This is a genomic window from Cupriavidus sp. 05N38, from assembly GCF_056397345.1.
The window spans coordinates 44039-60962 of the sequence record NZ_JBFTNF010000020.1; the positions used below are offsets into that span (position 1 = coordinate 44039).

General features: G+C 66.7%; 17 protein-coding genes. 10 read left to right on the top strand and 7 right to left on the bottom strand.

Annotated features, from left to right (window positions below; genetic code table 11):
- Positions 1–5: 5 nt before the first annotated feature.
- The 5 genes from AC1DK4_RS16525 to AC1DK4_RS16545 form a co-directional block, all read right to left on the bottom strand.
- Complete coding sequence (locus AC1DK4_RS16525; protein WP_043347933.1) at positions 6–272, bottom strand: hypothetical protein; 267 nt, start codon at positions 270–272, stop codon at positions 6–8.
- A gap of 162 nt (positions 273–434) precedes the next feature.
- The gene (gene moeA / locus AC1DK4_RS16530; protein WP_441619368.1) at positions 435–1712 is read right to left on the bottom strand and encodes a molybdopterin molybdotransferase MoeA; all 1278 of its coding nucleotides are present in this window, start codon (positions 1710–1712) and stop codon (positions 435–437) included.
- 33 nt (positions 1713–1745) lie between these two features.
- The gene (gene mobA, locus AC1DK4_RS16535) at positions 1746–2345 is read right to left on the bottom strand and encodes a molybdenum cofactor guanylyltransferase MobA (RefSeq protein ID WP_441619370.1); all 600 of its coding nucleotides are present in this window, start codon (positions 2343–2345) and stop codon (positions 1746–1748) included.
- Positions 2346–2448: 103 nt separating this feature from the next.
- The gene (gene moaA, locus AC1DK4_RS16540; RefSeq protein ID WP_441619372.1) at positions 2449–3573 is read right to left on the bottom strand and encodes a GTP 3',8-cyclase MoaA; all 1125 of its coding nucleotides are present in this window, start codon (positions 3571–3573) and stop codon (positions 2449–2451) included.
- 222 nt (positions 3574–3795) lie between these two features.
- Complete coding sequence (locus tag AC1DK4_RS16545) at positions 3796–6951, bottom strand: Rne/Rng family ribonuclease (protein WP_441643400.1); 3156 nt, start codon at positions 6949–6951, stop codon at positions 3796–3798.
- 178 nt (positions 6952–7129) lie between these two features.
- Between AC1DK4_RS16545 and AC1DK4_RS16550 the strand changes: the two genes are divergently transcribed.
- From AC1DK4_RS16550 to AC1DK4_RS16570, 5 genes are all read left to right on the top strand, one after another.
- Positions 7130–7363, top strand: coding sequence for a hypothetical protein (locus AC1DK4_RS16550; RefSeq protein WP_441619376.1), 234 nt, complete (start codon positions 7130–7132; stop codon positions 7361–7363).
- Positions 7364–7719: 356 nt separating this feature from the next.
- Positions 7720–8721, top strand: coding sequence for an RluA family pseudouridine synthase (locus AC1DK4_RS16555; protein ID WP_441619378.1), 1002 nt, complete (start codon positions 7720–7722; stop codon positions 8719–8721).
- A 19-nt stretch (positions 8722–8740) separates the two neighbouring features.
- Positions 8741–9400, top strand: a complete 660-nt coding sequence (locus AC1DK4_RS16560; RefSeq protein ID WP_441619380.1) for an HAD-IA family hydrolase — start codon at positions 8741–8743, stop codon at positions 9398–9400.
- A complete protein-coding gene (locus tag AC1DK4_RS16565; protein ID WP_441619382.1) occupies positions 9393–9803 on the top strand; it encodes a Rieske (2Fe-2S) protein in 411 nt (136 codons plus the stop codon). Before AC1DK4_RS16560 ends, AC1DK4_RS16565 begins: the two co-directional genes overlap by 8 nt.
- A gap of 65 nt (positions 9804–9868) precedes the next feature.
- On the top strand, positions 9869–11038 hold the full coding sequence (locus AC1DK4_RS16570) for a S49 family peptidase (RefSeq protein ID WP_441643399.1): 1170 nt from the start codon (positions 9869–9871) through the stop codon (positions 11036–11038).
- An 85-nt stretch (positions 11039–11123) separates the two neighbouring features.
- On the opposite strand, the gene AC1DK4_RS16575 is transcribed toward AC1DK4_RS16570, so the two are convergent.
- Both AC1DK4_RS16575 and AC1DK4_RS16580 read right to left on the bottom strand, forming a co-directional pair.
- On the bottom strand, positions 11124–11855 hold the full coding sequence (locus AC1DK4_RS16575; protein ID WP_441619386.1) for an SAM-dependent methyltransferase: 732 nt from the start codon (positions 11853–11855) through the stop codon (positions 11124–11126).
- A gap of 45 nt (positions 11856–11900) precedes the next feature.
- A complete protein-coding gene (locus tag AC1DK4_RS16580) occupies positions 11901–12500 on the bottom strand; it encodes a Maf-like protein (protein WP_441619388.1) in 600 nt (199 codons plus the stop codon).
- 222 nt (positions 12501–12722) lie between these two features.
- On the opposite strand from AC1DK4_RS16580, the gene AC1DK4_RS16585 reads away from it, so the two are divergent.
- The 5 genes from AC1DK4_RS16585 to fabD all read left to right on the top strand — a co-directional run bounded on the left by AC1DK4_RS16585 (position 12723) and on the right by fabD (position 16923).
- On the top strand, positions 12723–13328 hold the full coding sequence (locus tag AC1DK4_RS16585; RefSeq protein WP_441619390.1) for a YceD family protein: 606 nt from the start codon (positions 12723–12725) through the stop codon (positions 13326–13328).
- Between the two features lie 120 nt (positions 13329–13448).
- The gene (rpmF, locus tag AC1DK4_RS16590) at positions 13449–13628 is read left to right on the top strand and encodes a 50S ribosomal protein L32 (RefSeq protein ID WP_010814675.1); all 180 of its coding nucleotides are present in this window, start codon (positions 13449–13451) and stop codon (positions 13626–13628) included.
- A 165-nt stretch (positions 13629–13793) separates the two neighbouring features.
- Positions 13794–14870 (top strand): phosphate acyltransferase PlsX, encoded by a 1077-nt coding sequence (plsX, locus tag AC1DK4_RS16595; RefSeq protein ID WP_441619479.1) that lies wholly within the window; start codon positions 13794–13796, stop codon positions 14868–14870.
- Positions 14871–14929: 59 nt separating this feature from the next.
- Complete coding sequence (locus AC1DK4_RS16600) at positions 14930–15910, top strand: beta-ketoacyl-ACP synthase III (protein WP_441619392.1); 981 nt, start codon at positions 14930–14932, stop codon at positions 15908–15910.
- Positions 15911–15987: 77 nt separating this feature from the next.
- The gene (gene fabD / locus AC1DK4_RS16605; protein WP_441619393.1) at positions 15988–16923 is read left to right on the top strand and encodes an ACP S-malonyltransferase; all 936 of its coding nucleotides are present in this window, start codon (positions 15988–15990) and stop codon (positions 16921–16923) included.
- Position 16924 lies beyond the last annotated feature (1 nt).

Below are 16924 nucleotides of genomic sequence, written 5' to 3' on the forward strand. Positions count from 1 at the left end.
GGGCTTCAGGGCAGGTCGCGGATCGTGACCTCGATGCCACCGAAGCGCGCCGCGACCCAGTTGTAGGCCTTGCAGGCCAGCCACAACAGGCCGAAGCCGATCAGCGCATTGAGGATCAGTGCCGTGAACACCGTGATGCCCGGGAGGTCACCGTAGCGGATAAAGGCCACGAACAGTCCCAGCGAGACGATCGGTACCGAAAAGCACAGGTACACGAGCACCAGCGCGCGGGCGGTTTTGACCGGGTGGAGGTACGCAATCTCCTGATTCATGACAGCTTGGGGCATAGGCAGAGTAATGTTGCGCAAGTGTATCGAATGGGTGCAGCGGCGCATAGTCCGCCACCCGCAGGGTACGGAAAACGGCCGATCTGGCGGCTAAACGTCGGCTAAAGGTCAAAAAACTGCGGCACAAAAACGACACCGTGGCGCAGCCTACATCAGCCCGTCGAACAGCATCACCTCGACTTCGTCGCCGGCCTCCACCCGCCCTTGATCGTGCCCGAGGACGATAAAGCAGTTGGCCTCGCTCATCGAGCGCAACACGCCCGATCCCTGCTGGCCGGTCACGCCTACCTGCCAGCGTCCGTCCTCCGCCTGCGTCAGGATGCCGCGCTGGTATTCGGTGCGGCCCGGCTTCTTGCGGATCGGCTGCACGCTGCGCACGCGCATCAGCGGCAGCGGCGGCACATTGGCACCCATCTGCCGGTGCAAGGCGGCCCGCACGAAGTGATAGAAGGTCACCATCACCGCCACCGGGTTGCCCGGCAGCCCGAACAGCAGCGCTTCGCGGCCATGGGAGACGATGCGGCCGAAGGCCATGGGCCGCCCCGGGCGCATGGCGATCTTCCAGAACGTGACGTCACCCAGCTGCGCCATGATCTGCTTGGTGTAGTCGGCTTCCCCGACCGACACGCCGCCCGAGGTGATGACGGCATCGGCATTCTCGCAGGCGCTGCGGAACGCGGCTTCGAGCGCCTCGGGGTCGTCGCGCACCACGCCCATGTCGACCAGGTCCACGTCCAGCCGGCGCAGCATGCCGTGCAGCGTATAGCGGTTGGAGTCGTAGACGCAGCCCGGATCGAGCGGCTCGCCGATCGAGCGCAGTTCGTCGCCGGTGGAGAAGAAGGCGACGCGCAGGCGGCGCCGGACCTTGATCTCGGCCACGCCGAGCGATGCGAGCAGGCCCAGGTCGGCCGGGCGCAGGATGCGGCCCGCGGCGAGCGCCGCCTGGCCTAGCGCGAGATCCTCGCCGCGCAGGCGGCGGTTGTCCCCGGCGCGCACCGAAGCGGCGTCGAAGCGGATCTGCTCTCCGTGTACCTCCACGAACTCCTGTGGGATCACGGTGTCGCAGCCGGCCGGCATGATCGCGCCCGTCATGATGCGCACCGCCTGGCCACGCCCTGCGCGCTGGCTACCCGCACCGCCGGCGAAGGCGCTGCCGGCGACCACCAGGGTGACTTCGCCGCCGCCGGCCAGTTCGTCGCCGGCGAAGGCGTAGCCGTCCATGGCGGCGTTGTCGTGCGCCGGCACGTCCAGCGTGGAGATGACGTCCTCGGCCAGCACGCGGCCCAGCGCGGTGCGGATGGCGAGCTGTTCGGTGCCGCGGACCGGTTCGATCACTTCGCGGATGATCTGGCTGGCCTGCGCCACCGGCAAGGCGCCGGGATCGTAGTCGGACAGGCAGGAAATGACGGATTGCAGAGAAGGCATGGAGCGGTCCCGGAGAGGCAGTGGCCTGGTTTGTCAGCGCGCTTCCAGCGAGCGCAACTCGTCCAGCGTATTGATATTGGCAAAGGCGCCGGCGTCGTCGAACGGCACTTCGGCAAGGCGGTGGGACGCGGCCCAGGTCTCGATCTTGCGGCCGCCGGCATCGAGGAATGCCACCAGGCTGTCGCGTGCCGTCACCGGCATCAGGCAGAACACGGGCTGGGTTTGCCGTCGGCCCTGGGCATCGACGGTGACGGGGATGGCCATCTCGGCGCCTTCCGCCTCGATCGCGGCCGCCAGGCGCGAGGCCAGGTCGGGCGGCAGGAACGGCGAGTCGCAGGGCGCGGTGAGCAGCCAGGCGGTCTGGCACTGTTCGAGCCCGGCGAGCATGCCGGCCAGCGGCCCGGCGAAATCGGGCACCGAGTCGGTCGCCACGGGTACCCCGAACGACTCATAGGCCGCCAGGTTGCGGTTGGCATTGATCAGCAAGCCGCCGGTCTGGGGCGCCAGGCGCATCAGCGTATGCATGGCCATGGGGGCGCCCCGGAATGGCTGCAGGCCCTTGTCGGTCCCGCCCATGCGGCTGCCCCTGCCGCCGGCGAGGATCAGGCCGGTAATGTCGTCGCGTGAAATCATCGGGTGGAAGTTGGGTTGCGGCGCGGGCGGCACGTTGACGGAAGGTCCGGGAAGGTGCGGAAAGGTGCGGAAAGGTTGCGGAACGCAGTGCGAAGGTGCGCCCTCAGCCGCCGATGTAGGACATCTCTATCTTGCTTTCGGCGCGCGCCTGCCGCACCGCCGGATCACTGCGCTGTTCGGAGTAACGATCGGTGCGGGCCTGCCAGACCTGCGCGATGGCGTTGGCGATTTCCAGGTCGCTGTGCGGGCCGCGCAGCAGCGCGCGCAGGTCGTAGCCCTCGGTGGCGAACAGGCAGAGGTAGAGGCGGCCTTCGGTCGAGAGGCGGATGCGGCTGCAGTCGCCGCAGAAGGCGTGGGTCACGCTGGAGATCACGCCGATCTCGCCGGCACCGTCGCGGTAGCGCCAGCGTTCGGCGGTCTCGCCGCTGTAGTTGGCGGCGATGGCTTCGAGCGCAAACACTTCGTGGATGCGTTGCACCACATCGGCGGAGGGCAGCACCTCGTCCATTTGCCAGTGGTTGCTGGCGCCCACGTCCATGAACTCGATGAAGCGCACGATGATGCCGCTGCCGCGAAAATGCGTCGCCATCGGCACGATCTCGGCATCGTTGGTGCCGCGCTTGACCACCATATTGACCTTGATCGGCGCCAGGCCCACCGCCTGGGCGGTCTCGATGCCGTCCAGCACGTCGGCCACCGCGAAATCGACATCGTTCATGCGGCGGAAGGTGTCGTCGTCGATGGCATCCAGGCTCACGCTCACGCGCGTCAGGCCCGCATCGCGCAGGGAGCGCGCCTTGCGCGCCAGCAGCGAAGCATTGGTGGTGAGCGTCAGGTCGAGCGGCTTGCCCGCGGGCGTCTCGATGCGGGCCAGCATTTCCACCAGCTTCTCGATGTTCTTGCGCAGCAGCGGCTCGCCGCCGGTCAGGCGGATCTTCTCCACGCCGTGCGCGACGAAGAGGCGGGCGGCGCGCTCGATTTCCTCGAAGCTGAGCAATTCGGAATGGGGCAGGAAGGTGTAGTCCTTGTCGAACACCTCCTTGGGCATGCAATACACGCAGCGGAAGTTGCAGCGGTCCGTGACCGAGATGCGCAGGTCATGCAGCGGCCTGCCGCGCCTGTCGGCAACCAGTCCCGACGGCGGGGCGAGCAAGTCCGGGATGACGGGCGTCATCGAGCGGTAGCGGTGGTCGCGCAGGTCGAAGATGGGAATGACGGATTCGGTCATGGCCTGGGGTTGGGGGGCGAATCTGTGACGGGCAGGCAGGGCCCGTTCCGGGGGCTGTCCTCGGGCACCTTATCGGGGCGCCATCATGCTGTCATTCTAGCCGAGCCTGTGCCTGTACCGTCGCTGCCAGGCCGCACGGGTGCGAACGCGGCGTGCAGATATGAAAAAAGGGACGGCATCGCCGTCCCTTTCCTTGCTTCCTTGCTTCCTGGCCGAGGCCGCTTATTCCTGCGGCGTCGTTTCCTTGACGGCGGGCGCCGTCTCGACCAGCACCATCGGGCCTTCCGGCAGCGGGGCCAGCGGCTTGCGCTCGCGAACCACGCGCGGCGCCGCCGGAATGCTGGCGGCAGCTTCCTGGGCTGCGCGCAGCTTGCTGCTGTCGGTGCTCACCCACTCGAGACCGGCCGAGGCCAGCATCGGTTGCAGGCCTTCGATGGCCACCGGCGCAGGAGCCGCCGGGGTCACGGTCGCAGGTGCTGCCACGGGCGCTTCCACCGGCGCGGGAGCCTGCACAGCGGCTTCCACGACGGGGGCGGGCGCCGGCGCATAGGCGGCGGGGCTGGCGATGACGGCTTGCGTCACCGGGGCTTGTGCTACCGGGGCCTCTGCCACCGGGGCTTGCGCTGCCGGGACTGCCTCGACGGGCTCGGCTGCCGGTGCGGCCAGCGTTTCGGCTGGCAGTACCGTCGGCGCGGGCGCTGCCACGGCGGCTTCGGCCGGCTGATAGGCCGGGACGCTGGCCGCGGGCTCGGCGATCACGGCGGCGACCGACTCGGTCACCACGGCTTCGACGGTCTCGACAGCCTCGACGGTCTGGACTGCGGCAACGGGCGCGGCGGCATCGGCTGCCACTTCACGCGCTTCCACTGCCTGCTCGCCGTCCGCGCCCTCGGCGCCTTCGGTGCCTTCGCCGGCCTGCACGCCATCGTCGCGTTCGCGGCGATAGCGGTTGCGGCCGCGGCGGTTGCGGCGACGGCGTTCTTCGCCTTCGCCGTTCTCGGCACCTTCCGGCGCTTCCGGCAGATCCGTGCGTGCGTTGTCAGCTTCGTCGCGCTGGGCTACCGGCGCGGCTGCGGCAGGTGCAGCCACGGAAACCGCGCTTGCGGCCACGATGGCGACGCCAGCGGCTTCAGCAGCCAGGCCTTCGCCGGCTTCGTCTTCACGCGGCGCGTCGCCGCGCTGGCGTTCGCGCTGGCGCTCGCGGCGCTCCTGGTTGCGGTCGCGGCGGCCTTCCCCGCGGCCCTCGGTGCGCTCGGCTGCCGCACCTTCCGGCTGGCGGGCCGGCTGGGCTTCCAGCGCGGCCTGGCGCGGGGCGCGGCCATTGCGCTCACCGCGCTCGCCGCGTTCCGTGCGTTCGCCACGCTCGGTGCGCTCGCCACGTTCGCCACGGGCCTCGACGCGTTCACCGCGCTCGGCACGTTCAGCACGTTCGCCACGCTCCTGCGGCGCGCGCTCGCCGCGCTGGCCGCGGCCCTGGCGGTCGCCACGTTCACCGCGTTCGCCACGCTCGGTACGCTGGCCACGGCCTTCGCCGCGTTCGCCGCGCTGGCCGCGTTCCCGGCGGTTTTCGCCGTTGCGCTGTTCCGCCTCAGCCGGCTTGGCCGGCTCGATGGCAGGTGCCGCCGGCTTGGCGCCGAACAGGCTCTTGAGCCAGCCGATGAAGCCACCGCTGGCGACCGGCTGGGTGGCCGGCACCGGGCGGGCAACCGGCGCTTCGGGGCGCGGGGTGCGTTCGGCGCGCGGCACCGACACGGGCGCCGGCTGTTCCGGCGTGATGCCCTTGACGGCGGCTTCCTGGCGCGGCTTGGCGTCTTCCTTCTTGCGGCTGCTGTAGCTGGTGTCGGCTTCCAGTTCCTTGGCGGCAGCCTCGGCCATCTTGTAGCTGGCGGTGCTGTCTTCCAGGCGCGGATCGTCGTGGCGCAGGCGCTCGAGCTTGTAGTGCGGGGTCTCGAGGTGCTTGTTCGGGATCAGCAGGACGTTGACCTTGAAGCGCATCTCGATCAGGTTGATGTCCTGGCGCTTCTCGTTGAGCAGGAACGCGGCCACTTCCACCGGCACCTGGCAGTGGATGGCGGCCGTGTTTTCCTTCATCCCTTCTTCCTGGATGATGCGCAGGACCTGCAGGGCGGAGGATTCGGTATCGCGGATATGGCCGGTGCCGTTGCAGCGCGGGCAGGTGATGTGCGAGCCTTCCGACAGCGACGGGCGCAGGCGCTGGCGCGACAGCTCCATCAGGCCGAAGCGGCTGATCTTGCCCATCTGCACGCGGGCGCGGTCATGGCGCAGGGCGTCCTTCAGGCGCGTTTCCACGTCCTTCTGGGCCTTGCTGGCTTCCATGTCGATGAAGTCGATCACGATCAGGCCGCCCAGGTCGCGCAGGCGCAGCTGGCGGGCGATCTCGTCGGCGGCTTCGAGGTTGGTGCGCAGCGCCGTTTCCTCGATGTCGGCGCCCTTGGTGGCGCGGGCCGAGTTCACGTCCACCGAGACCAGGGCCTCGGTGTGGTCGATCACGATGGCGCCGCCCGAGGGCAACATCACCATGCGCGAGTAGGCCGATTCGATCTGGTGTTCGATCTGGAAACGCGAGAAGAGGGGGACGTCGTCCCGGTACTTCTTCACGCGGTTCATGTTGTCGGGCATGACCACGCTCATGAAGGCGCGCGCCTGCTCGTAGATTTCGTCGGTGTCGATCAGGATCTCGCCGATGTCCGGCTGGAAGTAATCGCGGATGGCGCGGATCACCAGGCTGGATTCGAGATAGATCAGCAGCGGGGCCTTGTTGTCGCCGGCGGCGCCGTCGATGGCCTTCCACAGTTGCAGCAGGTAGTTCAGGTCCCACTGCAGTTCTTCCGCCGAGCGGCCGATGCCGGCGGTGCGGGCGATGATGCTCATGCCATCGGGCACGGTCAGCTGGCCCATGGTTTCGCGCAGTTCCTGGCGGTCCTCGCCCTCGATGCGGCGCGACACGCCGCCGCCGCGCGGGTTGTTGGGCATCAGCACCAGGTAGCGGCCGGCCAGCGAGATAAAGGTGGTCAGCGCGGCGCCCTTGTTGCCGCGCTCTTCCTTTTCGACCTGGACGATCAGTTCCTGGCCTTCGTGCAGCGCGTCCTGGATGCGCGCGTTGCGCACGTCCACGCCTTCCTTGAAGAAGGCGCGCGCCACTTCCTTGAACGGCAGGAAGCCGTGGCGCTCTTCGCCGTAGTTGACGAAGCAGGCCTCCAGCGACGGCTCGATGCGGGTGATGACGCCCTTGTAGATATTGCCCTTGCGCTGTTCGCGACCGGCAGCTTCGATGTCGATGTCGATCAGTTTCTGACCGTCGACAATGGCGACGCGCAATTCTTCCTGCTGCGTCGCGTTGAACAACATGCGTTTCATCGCATTACCTCACTCCAATGCCGTGGATTGCACCGGCATGCGGTGCCCGCGGCGTTCCGTGGAGCACGCGAGGGAGCGAGTGAGGGCGCGAGAATTGCCGAAAGCGCCGGCGCGCCGGCAGGCGCGGCCCGGCTGGGCGCGGGTGAAAGAGAGGTAACGACGTCGAAGCGCCGTCCGCATGGTCAGAGAGAACGCCGGTGTGCTGCTCTGCGCAGCGTTTCCGGCGGGTTTCCGACTGGCATTGGCGGCGATGCGGGCGCAAAAGGCGCCGGTCGCATCGCGGCCGGCCGCGGAAGGCCTAGACGCGTCAAAGAGCAAGTTTGTCGTCACGGCAATGCTGCTTCGCTACCTGACATCTCCTGGCGGGCGCACCTACTACTTCTTGGAGTTCTGCGACCGGGCGCCGGTATAAACCAGTCAGGTGGCGTCTGAAGCATGCCGGCGGCACCGTTTCCCGGTGCGGGCGGGACTTCTCTCACCAGAGCGGATGCCAACAGGGCATCCGCGATCAAATTCTGTTCTACCTGAACACTCTTCCCACGTGACCGCCGTCAGCGCCGAAGTTGCCTTTGGGCGACTTCCTGCGCGGGCGATACCGTGCGTGCTGCGTTTTTGCTGCCATTCACCAGCCGCGGGCTCGCGGGGTACGCAAAGAAGCGGGAGGCTGGCAGGGCTGGCGGCAACCCAAAGTGTAAAATACGACGAATCGCCTACACCTGACTTGCGCTGCCGGTCTTTGGCCGGGACAGCGAGGAAATTATATTGAAAATGAATGAGTTACGCCATCAAATTGAAAAAGAGGTGCGGCCCGCCGCGGCCACGCCCCAGGTGGCGTACGTAACAATTGGCGAAGAGGCCGAAGGGCAGCGCATCGACAACTTCCTGCTGAAGCTGTCGAAAGGGGTGCCCAAGAGCCATGTGTACCGCATCCTGCGGTCGGGGGAAGTGCGCGTCAACAAGGGCAGGATCGACGCCACCTACCGCCTGAAGGTGGGCGACGTGGTACGCATTCCGCCCATGCGCGTGGCGGAGAAAGCGTCCGATAACGCCCGTTTCGTGCCGGCGGCGAGTTTTCCCGTGGTGTTCGAAGACGATCACCTGCTGGTGATCGACAAGCCTGCCGGCGTGGCCGTGCATGGCGGCTCGGGCGTGGCCTTCGGCGTCATCGAGCAGTTGCGCCGCGCGCGGCCGCAGGCCAGGTTCCTCGAGCTGGTGCACCGGCTGGACCGCGAAACCTCGGGGCTGCTGATGCTGGCGAAGAAGCGCACTGCCTTGGTCAACCTGCATGAGCAGATCCGCGGCAACGCACTGGACAAGCGATACTTTGCCTGCGTGGCCGGCCAGTTCGAGAATGCCCGCCAGCACGTCAAGCTGCCTCTATATAAGTACACCACGGCGGACGGCGAGCGCCGGGTGCGGGTCCAGGAAGACGGCTTGCCCTCGCACACCGTCTTCAACCGGCTGGAAGTGCTGCATGGATTTACCTTGCTCGAGGCCGAACTGAAGACCGGCCGCACCCACCAGATCCGCGTCCACCTGGCGCATTCGGGCTTCCCGATCCTCGGCGACGAGAAATATGGCGACTACGGCCTGAACAAGGCGCTGGCCCGCAGCGGCGCCAACCCTGGCCTCAAGCGCATGTTCTTGCATGCGCACAGCCTGACCTTCACGCATCCGGCCAGTGGCGAAAGCGTCACGGTCGCTGCTCCCATGCCGCCGGAATGCGAAGCCTTCCTGCAGCAAGCCCGTAACCAGCGCGCCCACGACTGAGGCGCCGACAAGGATATCAATGGCCAGGCAACGTTTCGACCTGATCGTGTTCGACTGGGATGGCACCTTGATGGATTCCACCCCGACCATTGCCAAGTGCATACAACTGGCGAGCCGCGATCTCGGCCTGCCGGTGCCGGATGACAGTGCGGCCAGCCACGTGATCGGGCTAGGCCTCAAGGATGCGCTGTCCTATGCCGTGCCAACGCTGGACCCGGCCGACTATCCCAAGCTGGCAGAGCGCTACCGCTTCCATTTCCTCACCCGCGACGCGGAACTGGTGCTGTTCGACGGCGCGCGTGAGATGCTGGAGGCACTGCATGCCCAGCATTACTTCCTCGGCGTGGCGACCGGGAAGACGCGCGCAGGGCTGCAGCGGGCGCTGGAAGCGACGGGGCTCGGACCCCTGTTCGACGGCACCCGCTGCGCCGACGAAACCTTCTCCAAGCCGCACCCGGCCATGCTGCATGAACTGACGCGGGAGCTGGGCCAGGAAATGGAGCGTACGGTGATGATCGGCGATACCACCCATGACCTGCAGATGGCTGCCAACGCGGGCGCCGCCGGCATTGGCGTGGGCTACGGCGCCCATCCCGCCGATGCCTTGCGCGCGATGGCGCCGGTGCACTGCGCGGCGTCGATCGCCGACCTGAAAGACTGGTTGCTGACGCATGCCTGAGACGAGCGAGAGTGCGGTCTCCGGCCCGCCGGACGGCCGGCGCCTGTGCGCCGCCGATGACCTGGCGGAGGGCGGCGCTGGTGTGCGTTTCGTGGTCGAGATCGGCGGGCGTCAGGTGGGTGCGTTCGTGGTGCGCTTCGAGGGGGCGGTGCACGGCTACCTGAACCAGTGCGCCCATGTGCCGATGGAGCTCGACTGGCAAGAAGGCCAGTTTTTCGAGTCCTCGGGCCTATACTTGATGTGCGCGACACATGGCGCGATTTATGCGCCAGATAGCGGGTTGTGCGTGGGCGGTCCGTGTCGGGGCGCTTCGCTGTCCAGGCTGCGCGTGGAAGAGCGCGGCGGCAGCGTGTACTGGATGCCGGAAAGCCCGTACGAGGCGCCCGCGGCCCAGCCGGCCTAGCCCCGGCCCCGCATTCCCGTCGAGCGCGCCCGTCGATAACCAAGAGCGAACCAAGAGCCAACTGCATGACTGAAGAGCAAAAACCGCCCCAGGACGAAACTGGCAAGCCGAAGGATCCGGCCACTCCTGCCAGCACCGGGGTGTCCGCCGCATCGGACGACCGGTTGGAAACCGCCGCCGCCGCCGATTTTCCGCTGGAGCAGGACCTGCGGGCGGGCGACGCCGCCGCGCAGCGCGAAGCCAGCGAGCGCAAGGCGCGCCTGGCCGGCAGCGGTGCCGGGCCGGTGCCAACCGGAGCTGGCTGGGAGCGCGATGTGCTGGAAAAAGTGCTGATGGCGACCCTGCGCGAGCAGCGCGCCGCGCGCCGCTGGCGCATCTTCTTCCGTTTCGCCGGGCTGGCCCTGCTTGCCTTGATCTTCTTCGCCATCTTCGATTTCAAGGGCGACGGCGGCATCACGACGTCCGGCCGGCACACGGCAATGGTGTCGCTCGACGGCGAGATTGCGGCCGGTACGCCGGCCAGCGCCGAATCGATCAACGCGGCACTGCAGGCCGCGTTCGCCGATTCCAGCGCCGCCGGCATCATCCTCAAGATCAATTCGCCCGGCGGTTCGCCCGTCCAGGCCGGCATGATCAACGATGAGATCCACCGCCTGCGCACGCTGTACCCGAACAAGCCGTTCTACGTGGTGGTGGAGGAGATCTGCGCCTCGGGTGGGTACTATGTGGCGGCGGCCGCCGACAAGATCTACGTCGACAAGGCCAGCATCGTCGGCTCCATCGGCGTGCTGATGGATGGTTTCGGCTTCACCGGGCTGATGGACAAGCTCGGCGTGGAGCGCCGGCTCTATACCTCGGGCGCCAACAAGGGCATGCTCGATCCGTTCTCGCCGCAGGTACCGCGGCAGAAGCAGTACGCGGAAACCATGCTCAAGCAGATCCACCAGCAGTTCATCGACGTGGTCAAGGAAGGCCGTGGCGACCGCCTCAAGGACGATCCGGACCTGTTCTCCGGCCTGTTCTGGTCCGGCCAGCGCAGCGTGGAGCTGGGCCTGGCCGACGGGCTGGGCAATGCGGACTATGTCGCGCGCGACCTGTTCAAGGCCGAGGACATCGTCGACTACACGGTGAAGGAAAACATCGCGGAGCGGGTTGCCAAGCGCTTCGGCGCGGCGATGGGTACAGCGGCGATGAAGACCATGTTGTTCGGTACGCGGCTGCAGGCAATCCACTGAGCCGGGCGCTGACGCGCGGAAATGCAGAACGGGGCGCAAGCGCCCCGTTTTTTCGTTTTCGCTCCCGGGCTATGCGGGAGCCGGTTCAGGTGGCCAGCAGTGAAAAGATGGCCGGGCGTTTATGCAGCGCAAGCCGCTCGGGACGCCACTCGGAAACGGGCAGCGTCACGATGGTCTCGCTCGGCAAGGTCAGGTCCACCGCGATGGACAGCATGGTATTGCCTGCGCAGTGCTGGCGCAGGGCATCGAGCAGTTGGCCATTGCGATAGGGCGTCTCGATCCAGACCTGGGTCTGGTGCGCCTTGCGCGACAATTGCTCCAGCTCTCGCAGGCGCTGGGCGCGCTCGCCCGCATCGACCGGCAGATAGCCGTTGAAGGCAAAGCTCTGGCCATTCAGGCCGGACCCCATGACCGCCAGCAGGATGGAGCTGGGCCCGACCAGCGGGCGCACCCGCACGCCCCTGGCATGTGCCAGGCGCACCAGGTTGGCGCCGGGGTCGGCCACGGCCGGCACGCCGGCTTCGGACAGCAGGCCGCCGTCGCGGCCTTCGCGGATCGGGGCGAGCAGGGCGGCGAGGGCATCGTCGCGCGTGTTGACGTTGAGTTCGCGGATTTCGATCTGCTGGACCGGCCTGGCCAGTGGGCAGGTCTCGCCGAGCTTCTTCAGGAAGGCCCGTGCGGTCTTGGCATTCTCCGCCACCAGGTAATCCAGCCCGGCGGCGATCTGCTGCACGCCAGCCGGGATGACGTCCGGCAGCGGGTCGGTCTCGTCGCGCTTGCCCAGGGTGTTGGGGATCAGGTAAAGGATGCCGCTCATGCTTGTTTCCTGTCAGTGTTATCGGTGCTGTCCTTGCCGGCGCGCTCAGGCCTGGAAGAGCGGGTAGCCGGCGTGGCGCAGCATGGTGGTCAGCGCGATCAGCGGCAGGCCCACCAGGGCGGTGGGGTCGTCGGACTCCATGTGCGACAGCAGGGCGATGCCGAGGCCTTCCGATTTGGCGCTGCCCGCCACGTCGTAGGGGCGTTCGATGCGCAGGTAGGCTTCCAGCTCCTGATCGGACAGTTCGCGGAAGGTCGCGCGTGTCTGTACATCGGCCAGTTGCGCCGCGCCGGTGCGGCCGTCGAACAGGCACAGGGCAGAGTGGAAAGTGACGGTACGCCCACGCATCCATTGCAGTTGCGCGAGGGCCTTTTCATGGGTGCCCGGCTTGCCGATCTGCCTGCCGTCCAGCGTGGCGACCTGGTCCGAGCCGATCACCAGGGTGCCCGGGTGGCGGTCTGCAATCGCCTGCGCCTTGGCGCGGGACAGCCGCAGCGCGGTGGCTTCCGGGCTTTCGCCCGCCAGCGGGGTTTCGTCGATATCCGGCACTGCCACCTCGAACGGGATGCGCAGGCGCTCCAGCAATTCGCGGCGGTAGGGCGAGCTGGAGCCGAGGATCAGCACGGGACGGGATGATTGCGACATAAGTAATTGAGTGGAAAGGGAAAGCGACCTATGGTCGTCATCCAAAATTTTGACCGCAGTAGAAAAATAGACGTATAATCGTCTGTTTAGCCAAGCAAGTCCGGCGCATTGCTGTGTGTATACCGGCGTTTGCGGCTCCCGGGCCACGTTTCGGGTCGCCCTGGCGATGAAACCGGCCAGCGGGGTGCTTCCGGCAAGGCACGACAGACGGCACGAGAAGACATGACCCAGCCGATTCAGCCGATTGATCTGCGCGCGCTCGATCTCTTCGCATTTTGCCGCGCCGGTGGCCATGCTGCCGGCGAAGTTCCGGTGCGCGATTTGCCGCGCATCATAGCCGAGACCGCCGCGCAAGCGCCAGCATCGGCGCCCGACGAAGTGTTCGCCTATGTGCTTTCCGGCTTTGTCGAGGAAGAAGAGGGCGAACCCGGCGCGCCGGCGACGCAGCGCCAGTTCGTCGATCTGACCGTGAACGGGCGAGTGTGGCTGGACTGCCAGCGCTGCCTGCGCGTTTTTGCCGAGACCATTGCCACGGACATGTGCTTCGAGGTGATGGCCAGCGAGGAAGAGGCCGATGCGGCGGCCATGGACGACGATGAGGTCGACGTGATCGTCGGCTCCAAGCGCTTCGACCTGCTGTCGCTGATTGAAGATGAAGTGCTGCTGGCCTTGCCGGTGGCGCCCAAGCATGACGTTTGCCCGGAGGTGCACGAAAGCCTCGTGACCGGGGCCGACGGGCTGGTGGAACCCGAAGCAGAGGAACCGCCGGAAGAAGAAAAACGGCCTTCGCCCTTTGCGGCGCTGGCCGGCCTGAAGACGAAGCACTGAGGCCGGTTCACCGGTTTCAGGCAACGTCCGCAAGGCACCAGGATCAGCATCCGGCCGGGCCCGGCTACGCCTCGTGCGGGATGCGTGTGTTACCATTGAAAAATTCTCGAAGGAGTCATCATGGCAGTTCAACAGAACAAGAAGTCGCCGTCCAAGCGCGGCATGCACCGTTCGCACGATCACCTGTCGGCAGCGCCGCTGGCAGTCGAACCGACCACGGGCGAGACCCACCTGCGTCACCACGTGAGCCCGAACGGCTACTATCGTGGCCGCAAGGTCATCAAGACCAAGAACGACTGACAGATCGTTCGGCGTGACTTTGCGTCTCGTACGCGCACGTTGGTAGGTCAAAAACAAGAAAGCGGCAAAATCGTTGCCGCTTTTTTGTTGCGCGCTCGCCGCGCAACCGTAGTGCAGGCTTCCGGCCATAAGTCATGCCGACATGCGCTTCTGCACCAGGAAACAATGACGATCAAACTAGCTATCGACTGCATGGGTGGCGATCACGGTGTCTCCGTGACAATCCCTGCGGCGATCAGTTTTCTCTCCAGCCATAACGACGCCGAAGTGGTGCTGGTCGGCTTGCGCGACAGCATCGAGGCGCAGCTGAGGAAGCTGCACGCGCTCGATCATCCGCGCGTGCGCGTCGTGGCCGCGACCGAAGTCATTACCATGGACGATCCGGTCGAGGTGGCGCTGCGCAGGAAGAAGGATTCTTCGATGCGCGTGGCGGTGACCCAGGTGAAAGAGGGGCTGGCCGATGCCTGTATCTCGGCGGGCAACACCGGCGCGCTGATGGCAGTGTCGCGCTACGTGCTCAAGACGCTCGACGGGATCGAGCGCCCGGCGATCGCCACTTCCATCCCCAACGAACAGGGCTGGGGCACCACCGTGCTCGACCTCGGCGCCAATGCTGATTGCGAGCCCGAACATCTGCTGCAATTCGCGCGCATGGCCGAAGCCATGGTCGCCGTGGTGGACCACAAGGACCGCCCCAGCGTCGGCCTGCTGAATATCGGCGAGGAAGTGATCAAGGGCAACGACGTGGTCAAGCGGGCCGGCGAGCTCCTGCGCGCATCCGAGCTCAACTTCTACGGCAACGTGGAAGGCAACGATATCTTCAAGGGCACCACCGACATCGTCGTTTGCGACGGTTTCGTCGGCAACGTCGCGCTCAAGAGCAGCGAAGGCCTGGCCAAGATGATCGGCAACATGATCAAGGAAGAGTTTACGCGCTCGTGGTTCACCAAGCTCCTGGCGGGGCTGGCCATGCCTGTGCTCAAGCGCCTGTCCCGTCGCCTCGACCCCGCGCGCTACAACGGCGCATCGCTGCTGGGCCTGCGCGGGCTCGTGATCAAGAGTCACGGTTCGGCCGACGCGCACGCTTTTGAGTGGGCTATCAAACGCGGGTATGATGCGGCCAGTAATGGTGTGATCGCTCGCACCATTCAGGCTTTCGCCAACAAGTCAGGTACCGGCACCCCGGCTTCCGGCCCGCAGTCAGGCGCCCAGGATCCCAGTCCAAGCCCGCACGCCGCCTGAGGTTCTGATGCAGATGCCGCGGGCGACGACCCGTGGCCACACGATCGATCCGACATTACATGACCAGCTACGCAAAAATCATCGGGACCGGGAGCTATCTGCCTCCCCGGCGTGTCACCAATCAGGAGCTTGCGGCGCAACTGGCTGAGAAGGGCATCGAGACCAGCGACGAGTGGATCTTCTCGCGCAGCGGCATCTCGGCGCGCCACTGGGCCGAGCCGGATGTCACCTGCAGCGACCTGGCGGTGAAGGCCGCGGAGCGCGCGCTGGAAGCGGCCGGCATCGACCGCCAGAGCATCGACCTGATCATCGTCGCCACGTCGACTCCCGATTTCGTCTTTCCGAGCGCCGCCTGCCTGGTGCAGCAGAAACTCGGCATTACCAATCACTGTGCCGCATTCGACATGCAGGCCGTGTGTTCCGGTTTCGTCTACGCGCTGGCCACGGCCGAGAAGTTCATCCGTAGCGGCTCGCATCGCAATGTGCTGGTGATTGGCTCGGAAGTGTTCTCGCGTATCCTCGATTTCAATGACCGCACTACCTGCGTGCTGTTCGGCGACGGCGCCGGCGCGGTGGTGCTGTCGGCGTCCGAGGAACCCGGCATCCTGTCTTCGGCGATGCACTCGGACGGCAGCCACGTCGAGATCCTGTGCGTGCCGGGCAATGTCGCCGGCGGCAATATCACCGGCAACGCGTTCCTGCACATGGACGGCCAGGCCGTTTTCAAGCTGGCGGTGACCGTGCTGGACAGGGTTGCGCGCGAGGCACTTGCCGGCGCGCAGTTCCCGGCCGAGAAGGTCGACTGGCTGGTGCCGCACCAGGCCAATATCCGCATCATGCAGAGCACGGCGAAGAAACTCGGYCTGACTGCCGAGCGCATGGTGGCGACCGTACACGAGCACGGCAACACGTCGGCTGCCTCGATCCCGCTGGCCCTGGACGTCGCGGTGCGCGACGGCCGTATCCGCGCCGGTCACCACGTGCTGATGGAAGGCGTGGGCGGTGGCTTCACCTGGGGTGCGGTGCTGGCGCGCATGTGACATCCGGGCGTGCGGGGCGGCATGCCGTCCCGCACGCCGCGTCGGTTTTGCGTATTCATCTTCTAGATTCGATTGCGATGAAATTTTCCTTTGTATTCCCGGGCCAGGGCTCGCAGGCCGTCGGCATGCTCAACGCCTTCGCCGACAACGCCGTGGTCCGTGCCACGCTGGACGAAGCTTCCGCCGCGCTCGGGCAAGACCTGGGCCGCCTGATCGCCGAAGGCCCGGCCGAGGAACTGAACCTCACCACCAATACCCAGCCGGTGATGCTGACCGCCGCGGTAGCGGTCTACCGCGCCTGGATCGATGCCGGCGGCGCGGCGCCTGCCATGGTCGCGGGCCACAGCCTCGGCGAGTATTCCGCCCTGGTGGCGGCCGGGGTGATTCCGTTCGCCGAAGCGGTGCCGCTGGTGCGCTTCCGTGCGCAAGCCATGCAGGAAGCCGTTCCGGTGGGCGAGGGCGGCATGGCGGCGATCCTCGGGCTGTCCGACGACGATGTGCGCGCCGCGTGCGCCGAGGCTGTGGCCGCGGGCGCCGGCGTGGTGGAAGCCGTGAACTTCAATGCGCCGTCGCAGGTGGTGATCGCCGGCCACAAGGCGGCGGTCGAGAAGGCCTGCGAAATGGCCAAGGCGCGCGGCGCCAAGCGCGCGCTGCCGCTGCCGGTGTCGGCCCCGTTCCATTCCTCGCTGCTCAAGCCGGCGTCGGACCGCCTGCGCGAGCGCATGGCGGGCATGACCTTCGCCGCGCCGGCCATTCCGCTGGTCAACAATGTGGACGTGGCCATCGTCAGCGATCCGCAGTCGATCAAGGATGCGCTGGTACGCCAGGCGGCGGCGCCCGTGCGCTGGGTGGAGTGCGTGCAGAAGATGGCTGCCGAGGGCGTCACCCATGTGATCGAATGCGGCCCCGGCAAGGTGCTGGCGGGCATGACCAAGCGCATCGACGGCAACCTGACCGGCGCCGCGATCTTCGATCCGGCCTCGCTGCAGGACACGCTGGCGCTGCTGAAGTAAG